Origin of the sequence: Pseudomonas sp. 9.1(2019) (assembly GCF_009910445.1) — a bacterium.
GTDB lineage: Bacteria > Pseudomonadota > Gammaproteobacteria > Pseudomonadales > Pseudomonadaceae > Aquipseudomonas > Aquipseudomonas paraversuta.
The window spans coordinates 642,140-658,437 of sequence record NZ_VBWF01000010.1 but is presented as its reverse complement, the minus strand read 5'-3'; the positions used below and the strand labels follow the sequence as shown (position 1 = coordinate 658,437).

Genomic DNA, 16,298 nt, shown 5'->3' with positions numbered 1-16,298 from the left:
GGGTGCGCCTTATAATGGCCGACTTTGCGTTTACGAGCAGGCTGTAGCACCTTGGCAAATATAGATAACCCGGCAGCCGAAATGGCCGCCGAAGGCTTTTCCCGAATCGCGCTGGGCGTTGAATACAAAGGCTCGCGCTATAGCGGCTGGCAACGTCAGGCCAGTGGTGTGCTGACGGTCCAGGAAACCCTGGAAAATGCCTTGTCGAAAGTCGCCGCATCTCCGGTTTCATTGCTTTGTGCAGGCCGCACTGATGCGGGTGTACACGCCTGCGGGCAAGTGGTGCACTTTGACACCATGGCCGAGCGCTCCCTGAAAGCCTGGGTCATGGGCGCCAACATCAACTTGCCCCATGACATCAGCGTCAGTTGGGCCAAGGTCATGCCGGCGCATTTTCATGCACGCTTCAAAGCCATCGCCCGGCGTTACCGCTACGTGATCTACAACGATCAGATTCGCCCTGCGCACCTGAATCAGGAAATTACCTGGAACCATCGCCCGCTGGATGTCGAGCGGATGGCCGAGGCCGCGCGCTACCTGTTGGGCGTGCACGACTTCAGCGCTTTTCGTGCGGGTCAGTGCCAGGCCAAATCGCCGGTCAAGGAAATGCATCACCTGCGCGTGACACGTCATGGACAGATGATTGTGCTGGATATTCGCGCCAGTGCTTTTTTGCATCACATGGTGCGCAACATCGCCGGGGTGCTAATGACCATCGGCACTGGCGAGCGGCCGGTGGAATGGATGAAGGAAGTGCTGGAGAGCCGGGTCCGTCGTTCCGGTGGCGTAACAGCGCATCCCTATGGCCTGTATCTGGTACAAGTTGAATATCACGATGAGTTCCAATTGCCGCAACGTTACATCGGTCCACATTTCTTGACCGGTTTTACCGAACTGGACGGCTGACGCCCGGATGAGCATTTGTTACCATCCGGGGCTTTCGCGTTTCTTGAGGTGTATTCGACATGTCAGCCGTTCGCAGCAAGATCTGCGGTATTACCTGCATAGATGATGCACTGGCAGCTGTTAGTGCCGGGGCTGACGCCATCGGCTTTGTGTTCTACGCAAAAAGTCCGCGGTCAGTAACGGCGCAGCAGGCGCGCGCGATCATTGCCGCCTTGCCGCCTTTTGTGACCACGGTCGGGTTGTTCGTCAATGCCACGGCTTGTGAGCTGAACGAAACACTTGATGCCGTACCGCTGGACTTGCTGCAGTTTCACGGCGATGAAACCCCTGAGCAGTGCGAGGGCTACCACCGGCCCTATATCAAGGCGTTGCGGGTAAAGGCGGGTGATGACATCGCAGGCGCCTGCAAGGCGTATGCCGGTGCCAGCGGTATTTTGCTGGATGCCTACGTTGAAGGGGTGCCCGGGGGAACCGGCCAGGCCTTTGACTGGTCATTGATACCGCAGGATTTGAGCAAACCGATTATTCTCGCAGGCGGCTTGTCTGCCGAGAACGTGGCCCGGGCCATTACTCAGGTGCGGCCGTATGCCGTTGATGTGAGTGGCGGGGTGGAAAAGAGCAAGGGCATCAAGGATCACGACAGGATTCGGGCCTTCATGCAGGCAGTACGGGCAACAAACTGATGCCCGATGTGACGGTTGGCAGTCTGCCACCGTCCATCATTACCGCTGTATAAAGCAGGCGGGCCCGGTGGTTCGACGGGCAGAAATTAAACTGGCGGCCGCTCTGGGGCGTGTTGTCGGGAAGGCTGAGGGTCCGGGGGTTACGCTGGTTTGCCATGTGCTGACCGCTTCTCCCCGGTAATCATCGCCGCATACCTAATGAATTTAGCTCAAGGGCATACACGGGGCCTGAACCCAAGCGTTCTGGCCACCGGTACTGGAGAAAGAAAGCATGAGCAACTGGTTGGTAGACAAGCTGATTCCTTCGATCATGCGTTCCGAGGTCAAAAAGAGCTCGGTACCTGAAGGCCTGTGGCACAAATGCCCGTCTTGCGACGCTGTGCTTTATCGTCCGGAGCTGGAAAAGACCCTGGACGTTTGCCCCAAATGTAATCACCACATGCGCATCGGCGCACGTGCCCGCATCAATATCTTCCTGGATGTCGATGGTCGTAACGAACTGGGCGCCGATCTGGAGCCTGTAGACCGTCTGAAATTCCGTGACAGCAAGAAGTACAAGGACCGTCTGGTCGGTGCGCAAAAGCAGACCGGCGAAAAAGATGCCCTGATCTCCGTGAGTGGCACCTTGCTGGGCATGCCGGTGGTAGTGTCTGCGTTTGAGTTCTCCTTCATGGGCGGCTCGATGGGCGCCATCGTTGGCGAGCGTTTTGTACGTGCCGCCAACTATGCGCTGGAAAACCGCTGCCCGATGGTCTGCTTCGCAGCCTCCGGTGGTGCGCGGATGCAGGAAGCCCTGATCTCCCTGATGCAAATGGCCAAGACCTCTGCGGTACTGGCGCGTCTGCGTGAAGAAGGCATTCCGTTTATCTCGGTCTTGACCGATCCGGTCTATGGCGGCGTTTCGGCCAGCCTGGCGATGCTCGGCGATGTAATCGTGGCTGAGCCTAAAGCCCTTATCGGCTTTGCCGGCCCGCGTGTAATCGAGCAGACCGTTCGTGAAAAACTGCCAGAAGGCTTCCAGCGCAGCGAGTTCCTGCTGGAGCACGGTGCAATCGACTTGATCATTGCCCGCCAGGAACTGCGCCCGCGCCTGGGTAACCTGCTGGCACAAATGATGGGCCTGCCTACGCCTGTGTTCGTGGCGCCGCCTGTTGAAGCAATCGTTGTTCCGCCGGTACCTGCAAACATATGACTGAGCGCACCCTTGGCGAGTGGCTCGCCTATCTTGAACAGCTGCATCCATCTGCCATCGACATGGGCCTGGATCGCGCGCGCGAGGTAACGAACCGCATGGGCCTGCAAAAGCCCGCGCCTCGGGTGGTGACGGTTACTGGCACCAACGGCAAGGGTTCGACCTGTGCGTTTGTAGCGTCCTTGCTGCGGGCGCAAGGTCTGAAAGTGGGGGTTTATAACTCTCCGCATCTGCTGCGCTACAACGAGCGTGTGCAGATCGACGGCGCCGAGGTCTCGGACGAGCAGCTTTGCGAAGCCTTCAGCGCTTTGGAAGCTGGCCGGGGCCAGACTTCACTGACCTATTTCGAGATGGGCACGCTGGCGGCTTTCTGGCTGTTCGAGCGTGCGCAACTTGACGCCGTGGTGCTGGAAGTCGGTCTGGGCGGGCGACTGGATGCGGTCAATCTGGTAGATGCCGACTTGGCACTGGTCACCAGTATCGGTGTGGATCACGTGGAATACCTTGGTAATACCCGTGAATCCGTGGCTTACGAAAAAGCCGGCATTTTTCGCCCGGGCAAGCCTGCTCTTTGTGGCGACTTGAACCCGCCTCAACCCTTGCTCGACAAGGCTGCAGAGTTGGGTTGCCCGCTGTTTGTACGTGGTCGTGACTTTGACCTGGCCACTGCTGACAGCGTCTGGCACTGGCAGGGCCGGGATGCGGCAGGGCAGGTGGTGGAGTTGCGCGACTTGCCGCTGCTGGATTTGCCGATGGAAAACGCGGCGCTGGCGTTGCAGGCTTATGCATTGACAGGTCTGCCGTGGCAGCCTGAACGAATTATTGAAGCGTTACAGGGTACGCAAGTGACCGGTCGGCTGGATCGTCGGCAGTTCAACTGGCACGGAAAAACCTTGAATATGCTGCTTGATGTGGGCCATAACCCCCATGCAGCGGAGTATCTGGTCAAGCGTCTGCAGCAGCGTCCGATAGCGGGCAGGCGTCTGGCGGTATTCGGCCTGCTGGCCGACAAGGACCTGGATGGCGTAGTGTCACAGCTCGCGCCAGTGGTCGCGCATTGGGCGGTAGCACCGCTCAATACCGGGCGGACCCGGCCGGCGGCTGAGCTTCAGGGCTCGCTGCAGGATCTGGGGGCTCGGGTCTCGGTTTTCGCCAGTGTCGAGGCGGCACTTGAGGCACAGTGCGAGCAGGCTACCGGGCAAGACGAAATCCTGTTGTTCGGATCATTTTATTGCGTCGCTGAAGCGCTCGAGTGGTTGCAGCGGCGTGCCACGGAGGAGGCTGCAAATGGCTTTGCTGGATAAGGTATACAAGCAGCGGATGGTGGGCGCCCTGGTACTGGTGGCGCTGGCCGTGATCTTCTTGCCGATGCTGTTCTCGCGCGAAGATGAGCAGCGCCAGATTCAGGTCGATGCACCGACTGCACCCCAGATGCCGGTCATGTCCGAGGTCAAGGTAGAGCCGGTTGCGGTGCCCGAGCCGCAGGTAATCGCTGAAGAGCCTGCACCGCCTGAGCAGGAAGTCGTCACGCAGCAGGCACCGGCAGCTGCGGTGGCAAAACCTGTGGTTGCGGCGCCAAAACCACCGGCTGTCACGCCGGCTCAAACGGTTGCGCAGGCACCTGCCAAGCTCGATACCACGCAAAAACGTCTCGATCCTAACGGCTTGCCCATTAGCTGGTCGGTGCAACTGGTCAGTCTGTCCAATCGTGCAAGCGCTGATAACCTGCAGAAAACCCTTAGAAATCAAGGTTATAACGCTTATGTCCGATCTTCGGGCGGGATGAATCGGGTTTTTGTCGGTCCATTGCTTGAGCGTGCAGAGGCCGATCGCCTGCGCGATCTGCTCGGCAAGCAGCAAAATCTCAAGGGTTTTGTGGTGCGCTTTCAGCCCGAGCGTGGCTGAGTCGGTAAAAAGGTGTCACCTGATTGCCAAAGCACTGATAAATCGCCTTACCTGAGCGGCGGCGCTCTGCTAAAATGCGCCGCCTTATCTGTCCGTAGGCTGAACTGTGCCATTTACCTGGGTTGACTGGGCGATCGTTGCAATTATCGCCATCTCCGCTTTGATCAGCTTGAAGCGCGGCTTCGTTAAAGAGGCCCTGTCGCTGTGCACCTGGATCATTGCCGGGGTCGTCGCCTGGATGTTCGGCGGTTCACTGTCTCAATACCTCACCGGTTATATCGAAACACCTTCCGCCCGCGTTATCGTTGGGTGCACCATCATGTTTGTCGCCACCTTGCTGGTAGGCGCAATGATCAATTTTCTTATCGGCGAACTGATTCGCGTCACCGGACTGTCCGGGACCGATCGTTTTCTTGGCATGGCCTTCGGCGCTGCGCGTGGCGCGTTGCTGGTGGTTGTGGCGGTCGGGCTGTTAAGCCTGGGGCCGGTACAGCAAGACTCATGGTGGCAGGGGTCAAGGCTCGTGCCACAATTTCTATTGGTTGCCGATTGGTCGAAAAATCTCATTTTGGGGTGGAGTAGCCAGTGGTTGGCCAGCGGTATCAGCGTTCCTGCTGATATTCCGTTCAAGGAGCATCTCTTGCCGGCCAATCTGGCCAGGTAAGCGATGTTCAGTTCAGATCCATTAAGTAGGGGTTGCGTCGCATGTGTGGCATCGTCGGTATCGTCGGTAAGTCGAACGTCAATCAGGCGCTGTATGACGCGCTAACCGTCCTCCAGCACCGCGGCCAGGATGCTGCCGGTATTGTGACCAGTCATGAAGGCCGGTTATTCCTGCGCAAGGACAACGGGCTGGTTCGCGATGTATTTCATCAGCGACACATGCAGCGTCTGGTCGGGCACATGGGCATTGGCCATGTGCGCTATCCAACTGCAGGCAGCTCGACTTCAGCTGAAGCCCAGCCGTTTTATGTCAACTCGCCATACGGCATTACCCTGGCGCATAACGGCAACCTGACCAACGTTGAACAACTGGCCAAGGAGATTTACGAATCTGACCTGCGCCACGTCAACACCAATTCCGATTCGGAAGTGCTGCTTAACGTATTTGCCCATGAGCTGGCTCAGCGTGGCAAATTGCAGCCAACCGAAGAAGACGTGTTTGCAGCGGTCACAGACGTACACAACCGCTGCCGCGGTGGTTACGCCGTGGTTGCGATGATTACCGGCTACGGTATCGTCGGTTTCCGTGATCCGAATGCCATTCGTCCTATCGTCTTCGGTCAGCGTCATACCGACGAAGGCGTCGAGTACATGATCGCTTCCGAAAGCGTGTCCCTGGACGTGCTGGGCTTCACCCTGATCCGTGACCTGGCGCCGGGCGAAGCGGTTTACATCACCAATGACGGCCAGCTGCACACCCGTCAGTGTGCTGTTAACCCGCAACTGACCCCGTGCATCTTCGAGCACGTGTACCTGGCGCGTCCCGATTCGATCATCGATGGCATTTCGGTATACAAGGCCCGTCTGCGCATGGGCGAGAAGCTCGCCGAGAAGATCCTGCGCGAGCGCCCGGATCACGATATCGATGTGGTCATCCCGATTCCGGACACCAGCCGCTGCGCTGCGCTGGAACTGGCTAACCACCTGGGCGTCAAGTTCCGCGAAGGCTTCGTCAAGAACCGTTACATCGGCCGTACCTTCATCATGCCGGGCCAGGCTGCGCGTAAAAAGTCCGTGCGCCAGAAGCTCAACGCCATCGAACTTGAGTTCCGCGGCAAGAACGTGATGCTGGTGGATGACTCGATCGTGCGCGGTACCACCTGCAAGCAGATCATTCAGATGGCCCGCGAAGCCGGCGCGAAAAATGTTTACTTCTGCTCGGCAGCTCCGGCTGTGCGCTACCCGAACGTATATGGCATCGACATGCCAAGCGCTCACGAACTGATCGCGCACAATCGCAGCACCCAGGAAGTGGCCGAGCTGATCGGCGCCGACTGGCTGATCTATCAGGACCTGCCTGACCTGATCGAAGCGGTGGGTGGTGGCAAAATCAAGATCGACAAGTTTGATTGCGCAGTGTTCGACGGCAAGTACGTCACTGGCGATATCGATGACAACTATCTGGAGAGAATCGAGCGTGCGCGCAACGATGCTTCCAAGGTGGTTGCTCAAGGTGTCGGTGCAACGATAGGCTTGTACAACAACTAAGTGTTCACCAAACCGGCCCTGATGGGCCGGTTTGCGTTTCTCCAATACAAAGCAAATACACAGCAAGGAGTGGGCAGCATGAGTCAGGATTGGGATGCGGGACGGCTGGATAGCGACCTCGAGGGCGTAGCGTTCGATACCTTGGCTGTGCGTGCTGGCCAGCACCGTACGCCGGAAGGCGAGCACGGTGATGCGATGTTCCTGACTTCCAGCTACGTGTTCCGCACCGCCGCAGATGCAGCAGCCAGGTTCTCGGGCGAGGTGGCGGGCAACGTCTATTCGCGTTACACCAACCCCACGGTGCGAGCATTCGAAGAGCGCATGGCGGCCCTCGAAGGGGCGGAGCAGGCCGTGGCGACAGCGACCGGCATGGCGGCAATTTTGTCAGTGGTCATGAGTCTGTGCAGTGCCGGCGATCATATTCTGGTCTCGCGCAGCGTGTTCGGCTCAACCATCAGCCTGTTCGAGAAATACTTCAAACGCTTCGGCGTGCAGGTCGACTATGTACCGCTGGCTGAACTGGCTGGCTGGGACGCGGCGATCAAGCCCAACACCCGATTGCTGTTTGTTGAGTCGCCTTCCAATCCGCTGGCCGAGCTGGTGGATATTGCGGCTCTGGCAGAGATTGCCCACGCCAAGGGCGCGATGCTGGTGGTCGACAACTGCTTCTGCACGCCTGCCTTGCAGCAGCCGCTCAAGCTGGGTGCCGACATTGTTGTGCATTCGGCCACCAAATTCATCGACGGCCAGGGTCGTTGCATGGGCGGGGTGGTTGCCGGCCGCAGCGAGCAGATGAAAGAAGTCGTAGGCTTCCTGCGTACTGCAGGGCCGACCCTGAGCCCGTTCAACGCCTGGATTTTCCTCAAGGGGCTGGAAACCTTGAATCTGCGCATGCGTGCCCACTGTGCCAGTGCCCAGGCCCTGGCTGAGTGGCTGGAGCAGCAGGACGGGATTGAGAAGGTCCACTATGCCGGTCTCAAAAGCCACCCGCAGCATGCCTTGGCCCAGCGTCAGCAGCGCGGTTTTGGCGCGGTGGTGAGTTTTGAAGTCCGGGGCGGCAAAGAGGGCGCATGGCGCTTTATCGATGCCACGCGCCTGATTTCAATCACCGCCAACCTGGGGGACAGCAAGACCACCATCACCCATCCGTCCACCACCTCCCATGGCCGGTTGGCGCCGCAGGAACGTGCAGCTGCCGGCATTCAGGACAGTCTGATCCGCATCGCCGTGGGCCTGGAAGATGTCACCGACCTGCAAGCAGATCTGGCGCGAGGCCTGGCCGCACTGTGAACGATATGATCCTTGAGGTACCTGTTGCCGGTAATGGGCGTGTGGCGCTGGTAACCGGCGCTGCGCGGGGCATTGGCCTGGGGATCGCCGCGTGGCTGGTCAGTGAAGGCTGGCAGGTAGTGCTGACCGACATTGATCGTGCACGGGGCTCTAAAGTGGCCCGGGTGCTGGGTGAAAATGCCTGGTTCGTGACCATGGATGTGTCGGTAGAGGCCGATGTCATCGGTTGCGTGGCCCAGGTATTGGGGCAGTTCGGACGTCTGGACGCGCTGGTGAGCAACGCGGCAATTGCCGACCCGCACAACATGACCCTGGAAAGCCTCGATCTGGAGCACTGGAACCGGGTACTGGCGGTCAACCTCACCGGTCCCATGCTCCTGGCCAAACACTGCGCGCCTTACTTGCGTGCGCATTGTGGCTCGATCGTTAATCTGGCTTCCACCCGTGCCCGTCAATCCGAGCCCGATACCGAGGCTTACGTGGCGAGCAAGGGCGGTTTGCTGGCATTGACCCATGCGCTGGCCATCAGCCTCGGGCCGGAGATCAGGGTCAACGCGGTCAGCCCGGGCTGGATTGACGCCCGGGACCCCTCTGTGAGGCGTGCGCAGCCGCTCACCGACACGGATCACGCCCAGCACCCGGCAGGGCGTGCAGGCACCGTGGAAGACGTTGCGTCCATGGTTGCGTGGCTGCTGTCGCGCAATGCCGGATTTGTGACGGGGCAGGAGTTTGTGGTCGACGGCGGCATGAGCAAGAAAATGGTTTACGGGGAATAAAGCAGTCCGCGGGAGCGATGTTCGGGTTTTTTGCTTATTTTGAAAAAAACTCAACCTTGTCCTTGACTTAGGTTCAATACCTGCGTAAATTTCGCGGCCTCAACGAAGCAAAGGGTGATTAGCTCAGCTGGGAGAGCATCTGCCTTACAAGCAGAGGGTCGGCGGTTCGATCCCGTCATCACCCACCACTTCTTGAGTTTCTCGAAAGAGAAAGGTGGTTCTGAAAAGAACAACCAACCGACGCGCAGCGGTAGTTCAGTCGGTTAGAATACCGGCCTGTCACGCCGGGGGTCGCGGGTTCGAGTCCCGTCCGCTGCGCCATATTTGTACAGGTCAGGTTTTCCTGGCTTGGGCTTGAAAAGCACCGAAGCTTTTCAGTCACAGGTTTTAAAAGTTTCAAACGGACGCAAGTCCGAGCGATACGCAGCGGTAGTTCAGTCGGTTAGAATACCGGCCTGTCACGCCGGGGGTCGCGGGTTCGAGTCCCGTCCGCTGCGCCATATTTGCTCCAGAGCCCTTGAACTCTCTGGAGCTACAAAGAAAGCGACCTTAGGGTCGCTTTTTTTGTGCCCGGATTTCTTCATTTCGCTGCGTGCTCCGTAGTCGCTGCCGAAGGCTGCGAAGGGCGGTGAAGCGACCCCTTGCATGTTTGAATGACAAGGGAAGGCCCTGCGGCCCTGGGCGCAGCCTTTGGCAGCGACTACAGGTTTGGGCGGTTTCAGCCTTGCTGCGCAAATGTGATCGAATCAAACTGCGCGCAAAAAATGCCAACTGATGCACAATACGTCCCGTCACCGTTCTCTTCAGGATCTTTAATGCTTAAGTCATTCCCCTTGCGCGCTTTGGTTGCCGTCCTTTTGCTGGCCGGACTCGCAGGTTGCTCGTCGAAGAAAACAGCCATCTACGAGCATGAGAACTTCGATGATTCGGGAACGTTTTCGCGTAATTATCCGGTGACCGATAAAGCCTCGTGCGAAGCTGCACGACGCGCCTTGCTCAGCCAGGGCTACATCATCACCAGTAACGATGCAAAAATGATCAGTGGCCACAAGAGCTTCCAGCAAACCGGCGAGAGCCATCTGGAGATCAGCTTTAACGTGGTCTGCGCAGACGACGGCGGCTCGGAGCATCACGCCACCATGTTTGCCAACGCCCTGCAGGATCGTTACGCACTGAAGAAGGTCAACAACTCGGCCAGCCTCGGGGTGGGGGTGCTGGGTTCGGTGTCGATGCCGATCGGCTCCTCCGATGACTCGATGGTGAAAGTGGCCAGCGAAACCGTGTCTTCGCCCCAGTTCTATGATCGCTTTTTCGCGCTGGTGGAAGTGTTCCTGCCCAAGGAAGTGAAAAAGGCTGCGCATATTCCGGAAAAGCCCAAGACCGATCTGGGTGTACCTGAAGTTGTCCCGGCCAAGGTCGAGGCGGCCCCCAAGCCGGCTGCGCCAGTCGAGGTGCCTGCGGCTGCCGAGCCTGCCAGCTTGCAACCGCCAGTGGAGAGCGCCCCGGTGCTGCCGGCAGAAGTCGTGCCTGCTCCGGCGCCGGTCGAACCGCCAGCCACACCGCCGGCCACACCTTCGGCGCCTGAAAAAGCCGCCGCACCCGCAGTGCCTGCGCCGGAACCGGCGATCACCCCTCTACCCGTTGTGCCAGAGGCGCTGCCGGCACAATAAGCGTGCAGTAATTTCCATGAACTCTGCTACGTTTAAAAAGTCAGTGAAGTCGAGTGCTCGCAAGGTGTCATTTTTCCTTCATGGGAGCGCTTTAAACTCACTTTCAGCGCCCCTCAGGCATGACTTGAACCAATAGAACGAAAAGGGATGTGGCAATGGACGACTATCAGGAAGAGTTGCTTGAGTATCAGGCTTTTGAGCTGGACCCGCTGGAACCTGCGGACGACGCAACCGAGCTTTAGGCTCTGGACCGCCTCATGCAGTGTTGCGCTGGCGACGACGGAACTCTCCCGGAGTCTGCGCGTTCCAGCGCTTGAACGCCCTCTGAAAGGCCTCTGCCGAGGCAAACCCCAACAAGTAGGCAATCTCGCCAAAGGCCAGTTCCGTATCGCGGATATAGGTCATGGCGAGGTCACGCCGCGTATCGTTGAGAATCGCCCGGAACTGCGTGCCTTCTTCTGCCAGCTTGCGGCGTAAGGTCCAGGTTGGCAGCTTGAGGCGCACCGCCACTTCCTCCAGATCGGGTTCGCGCCCGCCATTGAGCAAAGGCCCCAGCATTTGCGTAATCCGCTCGCGCAGGCTGCGGGTTCGGGTCAATTGCTCCAGTTCGCGCTCGCACAGTTGCAGCAAGAATGCCCAGGTTGTGGGGCAGTGCTGCGGGTTACGCAGATCCAGACTGGCGTGGTTCAGCCGCAGCTGGTTGGTCTCGGCCCGAAAGCTCACCGAGGTATGGCTCAGGATGGCGTAGCGCTCGGCATACTCCGGCTCGCTGAACTCGATATCGATGTGCTCACCCAGCAAAGGCCGGGCCGCAACAGATGACAGCTGCTGCAGCCAGCCAGCAATGATCGAGTCCACCACAAAACGGTTGTAGGCGTTATACGGGCTGATGGAATAAAAGCGCAGCCAGGCGCCCTGAGCGTCTTCGTGCAGGCTCGACTGGCCGCGATAGTTGGAGGCATACAGGGCTTCAAAGCGAATCAGCGTGCGTGCCGCTTCCCGTACCGTGGGTGCCTGGGCTGCGGTTACACCGGCCAGACCGGTCTGGGGCAGCCTGCTCATCTGACCCATGCGCAAACCCAGGGCCGGGTCGCCGGTCAAGGCAATCGCGGCGTGCCCCAGGCGCATGTAGCGCGGGATCGACAGTCGCGCCAGCGGTTGCCCGAGGCGGGCCGGATCGAGTCCGTATTGAGCGAGCAAAGGCAGAGGGTCGTGACCATAACTGCGCACCGCGTCGGCCAGGCATTCAACAAACCCGACTGAAAGATCCCCCAGACGCATCGGCAGCGGTTTCACAGGTTTACAGCCACAGGTTCAGCAAGCGGGCACCGCTGCCGGGCTGGTCCGGGCTGGTTTGCCCGTTACGGCTGACAAACCCCCAGCCGACGCTGTGCTTGTCCCAGAATTTGCCACGGGAGAACACCGTGATGCCGGCTTCGGCTGTACTGCTGGGGACGCTGCTGATCAGCGTCAGCCGGTGCCAGGCTTCGCCTTCGCTGACTTCTCCGGGCTTGAGGCTGATTTCACTGGGGCTCGTGACACTTTTAAAGCCGCCCCAGGGTTGATCCCAAGTGTTTTTACCAATCATGAACGCGGGGACAGCGATCAGTTGCGCCCCTTGCTCGTTCAATGTGCGGTAGTTCTCGGGATACCAGCTGTCGCTGCCGACCAGAATGCCCAGGCGACCGGCCGGTGTGTCGATCACGTTCAATTGGTGTTCAGGGCTTGGCTGGATATAGCTTTGTTCTTCGTAAGTGGGGAGTAACTGGCGTTGCGGCGTACCCAGGGGCATACCGTCCCGGCCAAACACAATGCTGCTGTTGTACAGCGGGCCTGAGCCGGGCAGCAGTTTGCCGTTCTCGATGCGTGGCTCCGGCAAGGCGATGCTGCCGGCCACCAGGGTCACCCCGTATTCTTTGGCCAGCCCCCCAAACAGGGTCTGGTAATCGCGGGCCATGCTCCTGGCTTTCATTCGCAGATGAGCATCGTTGGCCCGGCTGTCGCCCTCGGCGCGAAGCCAGGCACTGGCGAAGGCCAGCGGGTTGCTCCGTACCAGCCAGTCCATGGCCTGCGCAAGATTGGCCGCCTGATACAGCTCATTCTTTTCGCCGCGAAACACCAGCCAGGTGCCGATGTGTTCCGGCAGCACGACGATGGTCTTGTCGTTGAGCAGTCCGGCATCCCGGGCTTTGTCCAGATACGCCGCAAGCTTGAGGCGCACCAGATCCAGGCTTTGGTAGTCCCGGGGTGACAGGTCCGGCTCGATACCCAGCAGATTGCCACGGTCGTGGTTGACGCCGTCGTTGAGGGTCAGCTCGATGCGCAGGTCCGAGAGGTAGTGGCCCACCTCGCGTTGCTGGGCCCAGAACCAGTAGCCGGCGGTAGCGGCGATGAGGGTGACGATTAAGGTGCAGGCAAATAATTTACGCATTGGAAATAGAGCAACAGCCTTGGGCGGGATTCGGCAACTAGGGTAGGGTGCTGGTCCCGGCTTGCCAAGGGGGGCTGCGCATTTAGGTTAGCAATTTGTCACTTTGAGTCATTGAGTGAGCCCGGAGGTATCTTTACTGTGGCTGGCATAAACGACGGGAGCCACAGAGCATCCCGCGTTCCGTGATTTATCCTGTTGTGGAGCTCGCCGATGACTGCCTCTCACTACCCGCATTTGATGGCCCCGCTGGATCTGGGTTTTACCACCTTGCGCAACCGCAGCCTGATGGGCTCCATGCACACCGGCCTTGAAGAAAAACCCGGTGGCTTTGAGCGCATGGCGGCCTATTTTGCCGAGCGTGCCAAAGGCGGGGTCGGCTTGATGGTCACGGGCGGCATTGCCCCCAACGACGAAGGCGGCGTGTACAGTGGCGCGGCCAAGCTGAGTACCGCCGAAGAGGCAGAAAAGCATTTGGTGGTGACCCGGGCGGTGCACGATGCGGGCGGCAAGATCTGCCTGCAGATCCTCCATGCCGGGCGTTATGCCTACAGCCCCCGTCAGGTGGCTCCGAGCGCAATCAAGGCGCCGATCAACCCGTTCACCCCCAAAGAACTGGATGAAGAAGGCATCGAGAAGCAGATCAGCGACTTCGTGACCTGCGCCAGGCTGGCTCAAAGCGCCAACTATGACGGCGTTGAAATCATGGGTTCCGAAGGCTACTTCATCAACCAGTTCCTCGCCGCGCACACCAACCATCGCACCGACCGCTGGGGCGGTTGCTATGAAAACCGCATGCGTTTGGCGGTGGAAATCGTGCGCCGGGTGCGCGAAGCGGTGGGGCCGAACTTCATCATTATCTATCGCCTGTCGATGCTCGATCTGGTTGCTGAAGGCAGTGTCTGGTCCGAGATCGTGCAACTGGCCAAGGCCGTCGAACAGGCCGGTGCGACCCTGATCAACACCGGAATTGGCTGGCACGAAGCGCGCATTCCGACCATTGCCACCAAAGTGCCCCGTGGTGCCTTCAGCAAAGTGACCGCCAAATTGCGTGGCTCGGTCAACGTGCCGCTGATTACCACCAACCGCATCAACACTCCGGAAATTGCCGAACAGATTCTGGCTGACGGCGACGCCGACATCGTGTCCATGGCGCGACCGTTCCTCGCCGACCCCGAGTTCGTCAACAAGGCTGCTGCTGGCCGCAGCGATGAAATCAACACCTGCATCGGCTGCAACCAGGCATGCCTGGACCACACCTTTGGCGGCAAGCTCACCAGCTGCCTGGTCAACCCCCGAGCTTGCCACGAAACCGAGCTCAACTACCTGCCAACCATTGCGGTGAAGAAAATCGCCGTGGTCGGTGCCGGGCCTGCGGGGCTTTCGGCAGCGACCGTGGCTGCCGAGCGCGGGCATCAAGTGACACTGTTCGATTCGGCCAGCGAGATTGGTGGCCAGTTCAACGTGGCCAAGCGTGTACCGGGCAAGGAAGAATTCTTCGAAACCCTGCGCTACTTCGGTCGCAAGCTGCAGACCACCGGGGTTGAGGTTTGCCTGAACACCCGTGTCGACGTAGCGCAATTACTGGCAGGCGGTTTTGACGAAATCATACTGGCTACCGGGATTGCTCCGCGCACCCCGGCCATACCGGGCATCGACAACCCCAAGGTACTGAGCTACCTGGATGTGATTCTTCAGCGCAAGCCGGTGGGCGCCAGGGTTGCCGTGATCGGCGCCGGTGGCATTGGTTTTGACGTGTCCGAGTTCCTGGTGCAACAAGGGGTTGCCACCAGTCTGGATCGCGAAGCGTTCTGGAAAGAGTGGGGCATCGATACCCGGCTGGAGGCCCGGGGCGGCGTTGCGGGGATCAAGCCCGAGGTGCATGCCCCGGCGCGTCAGGTGTTCCTGCTGCAACGCAAGGCGAGCAAAGTGGGCGACGGTCTGGGCAAGACCACCGGCTGGATTCACCGCACCGGTCTGAAGAACAAACAGGTGCAAATGCTCAACAGCGTTGAATACCTGAGCATCGACAACGACGGTTTGCATATCCGGATTGGCGAAGGCGAGCCCCAAGTGCTGCCGGTGGACAACATCGTCATCTGCGCCGGTCAGGACCCGTTGCGCGAGCTGCAGGACGGCCTGATTGCCGCCGGGCAGAACGTGCATTTGATTGGTGGTGCCGACGTCGCGGCCGAGCTGGATGCCAAGCGCGCCATCAACCAGGGCTCGCGTCTGGCCGCACAGCTGTAGGGTAGGAGCGAGCTTGCCTCGCGATGACATCGCTGCGGTGCATCTGAATGAGCAGGTTGTCGGTATCGCGAGGCAAGCTCGCTCCTACAGCGGGAGCGGGCCCACTTTATGTGCTGTCAGCTGGCTTGCTCGCGAGCGTTGCAACGCACAGGGCTCGCTCCTACAGAGGAACAGGCAATTGTCTGTCAGTGCACTATCTGTGCAAGAAAGGCTTTGGCCCGCGGGCTTTTCGGGGCGTTGAAGAAGTCTTCGGGCGGTGAATCTTCGATGATCATGCCGCCATCCAGAAACAGCACCCGCTCGGCCACCTGGCGGGCAAAGCCCATTTCGTGGGTGACACAGAGCATGGTCATGCCGCTGCCCGCCAGTTTGACCATCACATCCAGCACTTCGCTGACCATTTCCGGGTCCAGCGCCGAAGTCGGTTCATCAAACAACATGATTTTCGGCTCCATGCACAGTGCCCGGGCAATCGCCACGCGCTGCTGCTGGCCGCCCGACAGCTGGCTCGGGTATTTGTTGGCCTGAATGGCAATGCCCACCTTCTCCAGAAAGTGCTGCGCCAGTTCAACCGCCTTCTTGCGCGACAGGCCGCGCACCGACATCGGCGCCAGAATGCAGTTGTCCAGCACACTCATGTGCGGGAACAGGTTGAAGTGCTGGAACACCATGCCGATTTCGCTGCGCACCTGGGCGGCTTCGCGCGTGGCCTGGGACAGGTCGGTGCTGTTCACCAGAATCCGCCCTTGCTCGGCGATCTCCAGGCGGTTGATGCAGCGGATCAGGGTCGACTTGCCCGAACCCGATGGCCCGCACAGTACGATCCGCTCGCCTTCGTGCACTTTAAGGTCGATACCTTTGAGTACATGAAAGGCGCTGTAGTACTTGTTCAGACCGGCGATATCCACCACCACCTTGCGGGTGTCAGTGACTGGCGACACAGGATTATGAACGTAAGCAGGTTGAGCGTGCATGGTGCGTCTCCAG

Annotated in this window: 14 protein-coding genes and 3 tRNA genes; 14 read left to right on the top strand and 3 right to left on the bottom strand. The window is 59.5% G+C overall.

The window, feature by feature from the left end; genetic code table 11:
* Window positions 1-81: 81 nt before the first annotated feature.
* The 13 genes from truA (at window position 82) to FEZ21_RS16265 (ending at window position 10,633) form a co-directional block, all read left to right on the top strand.
* Window positions 82-906, top strand: coding sequence for a tRNA pseudouridine(38-40) synthase TruA (gene truA / locus FEZ21_RS16325; protein ID WP_003446150.1), 825 nt, complete (start codon window positions 82-84; stop codon window positions 904-906).
* 59 nt (window positions 907-965) lie between these two features.
* The gene (locus FEZ21_RS16320; protein WP_003446148.1) at window positions 966-1,589 is read left to right on the top strand and encodes a phosphoribosylanthranilate isomerase; all 624 of its coding nucleotides are present in this window, start codon (window positions 966-968) and stop codon (window positions 1,587-1,589) included.
* 271 nt (window positions 1,590-1,860) lie between these two features.
* Complete coding sequence (gene accD, locus FEZ21_RS16315; protein WP_003446146.1) at window positions 1,861-2,781, top strand: acetyl-CoA carboxylase, carboxyltransferase subunit beta; 921 nt, start codon at window positions 1,861-1,863, stop codon at window positions 2,779-2,781.
* Window positions 2,778-4,085 (top strand): bifunctional tetrahydrofolate synthase/dihydrofolate synthase, encoded by a 1,308-nt coding sequence (gene folC / locus FEZ21_RS16310; RefSeq protein WP_003446144.1) that lies wholly within the window; start codon window positions 2,778-2,780, stop codon window positions 4,083-4,085. The genes accD and folC overlap by 4 nt, the downstream gene beginning before the upstream one ends.
* Window positions 4,069-4,686: an SPOR domain-containing protein gene (locus tag FEZ21_RS16305; RefSeq protein WP_160627840.1), complete on the top strand. Its 618-nt coding sequence runs from the start codon at window positions 4,069-4,071 to the stop codon at window positions 4,684-4,686. The genes folC and FEZ21_RS16305 overlap by 17 nt, the downstream gene beginning before the upstream one ends.
* A 106-nt stretch (window positions 4,687-4,792) precedes the next feature.
* Complete coding sequence (locus tag FEZ21_RS16300; protein WP_003446140.1) at window positions 4,793-5,350, top strand: CvpA family protein; 558 nt, start codon at window positions 4,793-4,795, stop codon at window positions 5,348-5,350.
* Window positions 5,351-5,391: 41 nt separating this feature from the next.
* The gene (gene purF, locus FEZ21_RS16295) at window positions 5,392-6,897 is read left to right on the top strand and encodes an amidophosphoribosyltransferase (RefSeq protein WP_003446138.1); all 1,506 of its coding nucleotides are present in this window, start codon (window positions 5,392-5,394) and stop codon (window positions 6,895-6,897) included.
* 78 nt (window positions 6,898-6,975) lie between these two features.
* Window positions 6,976-8,187: an O-succinylhomoserine sulfhydrylase gene (locus tag FEZ21_RS16290; RefSeq protein ID WP_003446136.1), complete on the top strand. Its 1,212-nt coding sequence runs from the start codon at window positions 6,976-6,978 to the stop codon at window positions 8,185-8,187.
* A gap of 5 nt (window positions 8,188-8,192) precedes the next feature.
* On the top strand, window positions 8,193-8,963 hold the full coding sequence (locus tag FEZ21_RS16285) for an SDR family oxidoreductase (protein WP_165439751.1): 771 nt from the start codon (window positions 8,193-8,195) through the stop codon (window positions 8,961-8,963).
* Between the two features lie 112 nt (window positions 8,964-9,075).
* A tRNA-Val gene (locus FEZ21_RS16280) sits at window positions 9,076-9,151 on the top strand.
* A 56-nt stretch (window positions 9,152-9,207) separates the two neighbouring features.
* Window positions 9,208-9,284 (top strand) — tRNA-Asp (locus FEZ21_RS16275).
* 102 nt (window positions 9,285-9,386) lie between these two features.
* Window positions 9,387-9,463: transfer RNA gene (locus FEZ21_RS16270), tRNA-Asp, on the top strand.
* A 315-nt stretch (window positions 9,464-9,778) separates the two neighbouring features.
* Window positions 9,779-10,633 carry a DUF2242 domain-containing protein gene (locus FEZ21_RS16265; RefSeq protein WP_003446132.1) on the top strand — a complete coding sequence of 285 codons (855 nt, stop codon included), beginning with the start codon at window positions 9,779-9,781 and terminating at the stop codon, window positions 10,631-10,633.
* A 255-nt stretch (window positions 10,634-10,888) separates the two neighbouring features.
* On the opposite strand, the gene FEZ21_RS16260 is transcribed toward FEZ21_RS16265, so the two are convergent.
* Window positions 10,889-11,929 (bottom strand): AraC family transcriptional regulator, encoded by a 1,041-nt coding sequence (locus tag FEZ21_RS16260; RefSeq protein WP_003446128.1) that lies wholly within the window; start codon window positions 11,927-11,929, stop codon window positions 10,889-10,891.
* A gap of 4 nt (window positions 11,930-11,933) precedes the next feature.
* The gene (locus FEZ21_RS16255) at window positions 11,934-13,064 is read right to left on the bottom strand and encodes a carbon-nitrogen hydrolase family protein (protein WP_003446126.1); all 1,131 of its coding nucleotides are present in this window, start codon (window positions 13,062-13,064) and stop codon (window positions 11,934-11,936) included.
* Window positions 13,065-13,274: 210 nt separating this feature from the next.
* Here FEZ21_RS16255 and FEZ21_RS16250 point away from each other — a divergent pair, with 210 nt between their 5' ends.
* A complete protein-coding gene (locus FEZ21_RS16250) occupies window positions 13,275-15,311 on the top strand; it encodes an NADPH-dependent 2,4-dienoyl-CoA reductase (RefSeq protein WP_010656912.1) in 2,037 nt (678 codons plus the stop codon).
* Between the two features lie 185 nt (window positions 15,312-15,496).
* Here the strand turns inward: FEZ21_RS16250 and FEZ21_RS16245 are convergent, their stop codons facing one another.
* Window positions 15,497-16,222, bottom strand: a complete 726-nt coding sequence (locus FEZ21_RS16245; RefSeq protein ID WP_127196492.1) for an amino acid ABC transporter ATP-binding protein — start codon at window positions 16,220-16,222, stop codon at window positions 15,497-15,499.
* Window positions 16,223-16,298 lie beyond the last annotated feature (76 nt).

Bases quoted from the DNA above. Each gene is read 5' to 3' on its own strand.
- folC (WP_003446144.1), top strand. From the start codon at position 2,778: ATGACTGAGCGCACCCTTGGCGAGTGGCTCGCCTATCTTGAACAGCTG.
- truA (WP_003446150.1), top strand. From the start codon at position 82: ATGGCCGCCGAAGGCTTTTCCCGAATCGCGCTGGGCGTTGAATACAAA.
- FEZ21_RS16255 (WP_003446126.1), bottom strand. From the start codon at position 13,064: ATGCGTAAATTATTTGCCTGCACCTTAATCGTCACCCTCATCGCCGCT.
- FEZ21_RS16265 (WP_003446132.1), top strand. From the start codon at position 9,779: ATGCTTAAGTCATTCCCCTTGCGCGCTTTGGTTGCCGTCCTTTTGCTG.
- FEZ21_RS16305 (WP_160627840.1), top strand. From the start codon at position 4,069: ATGGCTTTGCTGGATAAGGTATACAAGCAGCGGATGGTGGGCGCCCTG.
- FEZ21_RS16250 (WP_010656912.1), top strand. From the start codon at position 13,275: ATGACTGCCTCTCACTACCCGCATTTGATGGCCCCGCTGGATCTGGGT.
- FEZ21_RS16290 (WP_003446136.1), top strand. From the start codon at position 6,976: ATGAGTCAGGATTGGGATGCGGGACGGCTGGATAGCGACCTCGAGGGC.
- FEZ21_RS16320 (WP_003446148.1), top strand. From the start codon at position 966: ATGTCAGCCGTTCGCAGCAAGATCTGCGGTATTACCTGCATAGATGAT.
- FEZ21_RS16285 (WP_165439751.1), top strand. From the start codon at position 8,193: ATGATCCTTGAGGTACCTGTTGCCGGTAATGGGCGTGTGGCGCTGGTA.
- accD (WP_003446146.1), top strand. From the start codon at position 1,861: ATGAGCAACTGGTTGGTAGACAAGCTGATTCCTTCGATCATGCGTTCC.
- purF (WP_003446138.1), top strand. From the start codon at position 5,392: ATGTGTGGCATCGTCGGTATCGTCGGTAAGTCGAACGTCAATCAGGCG.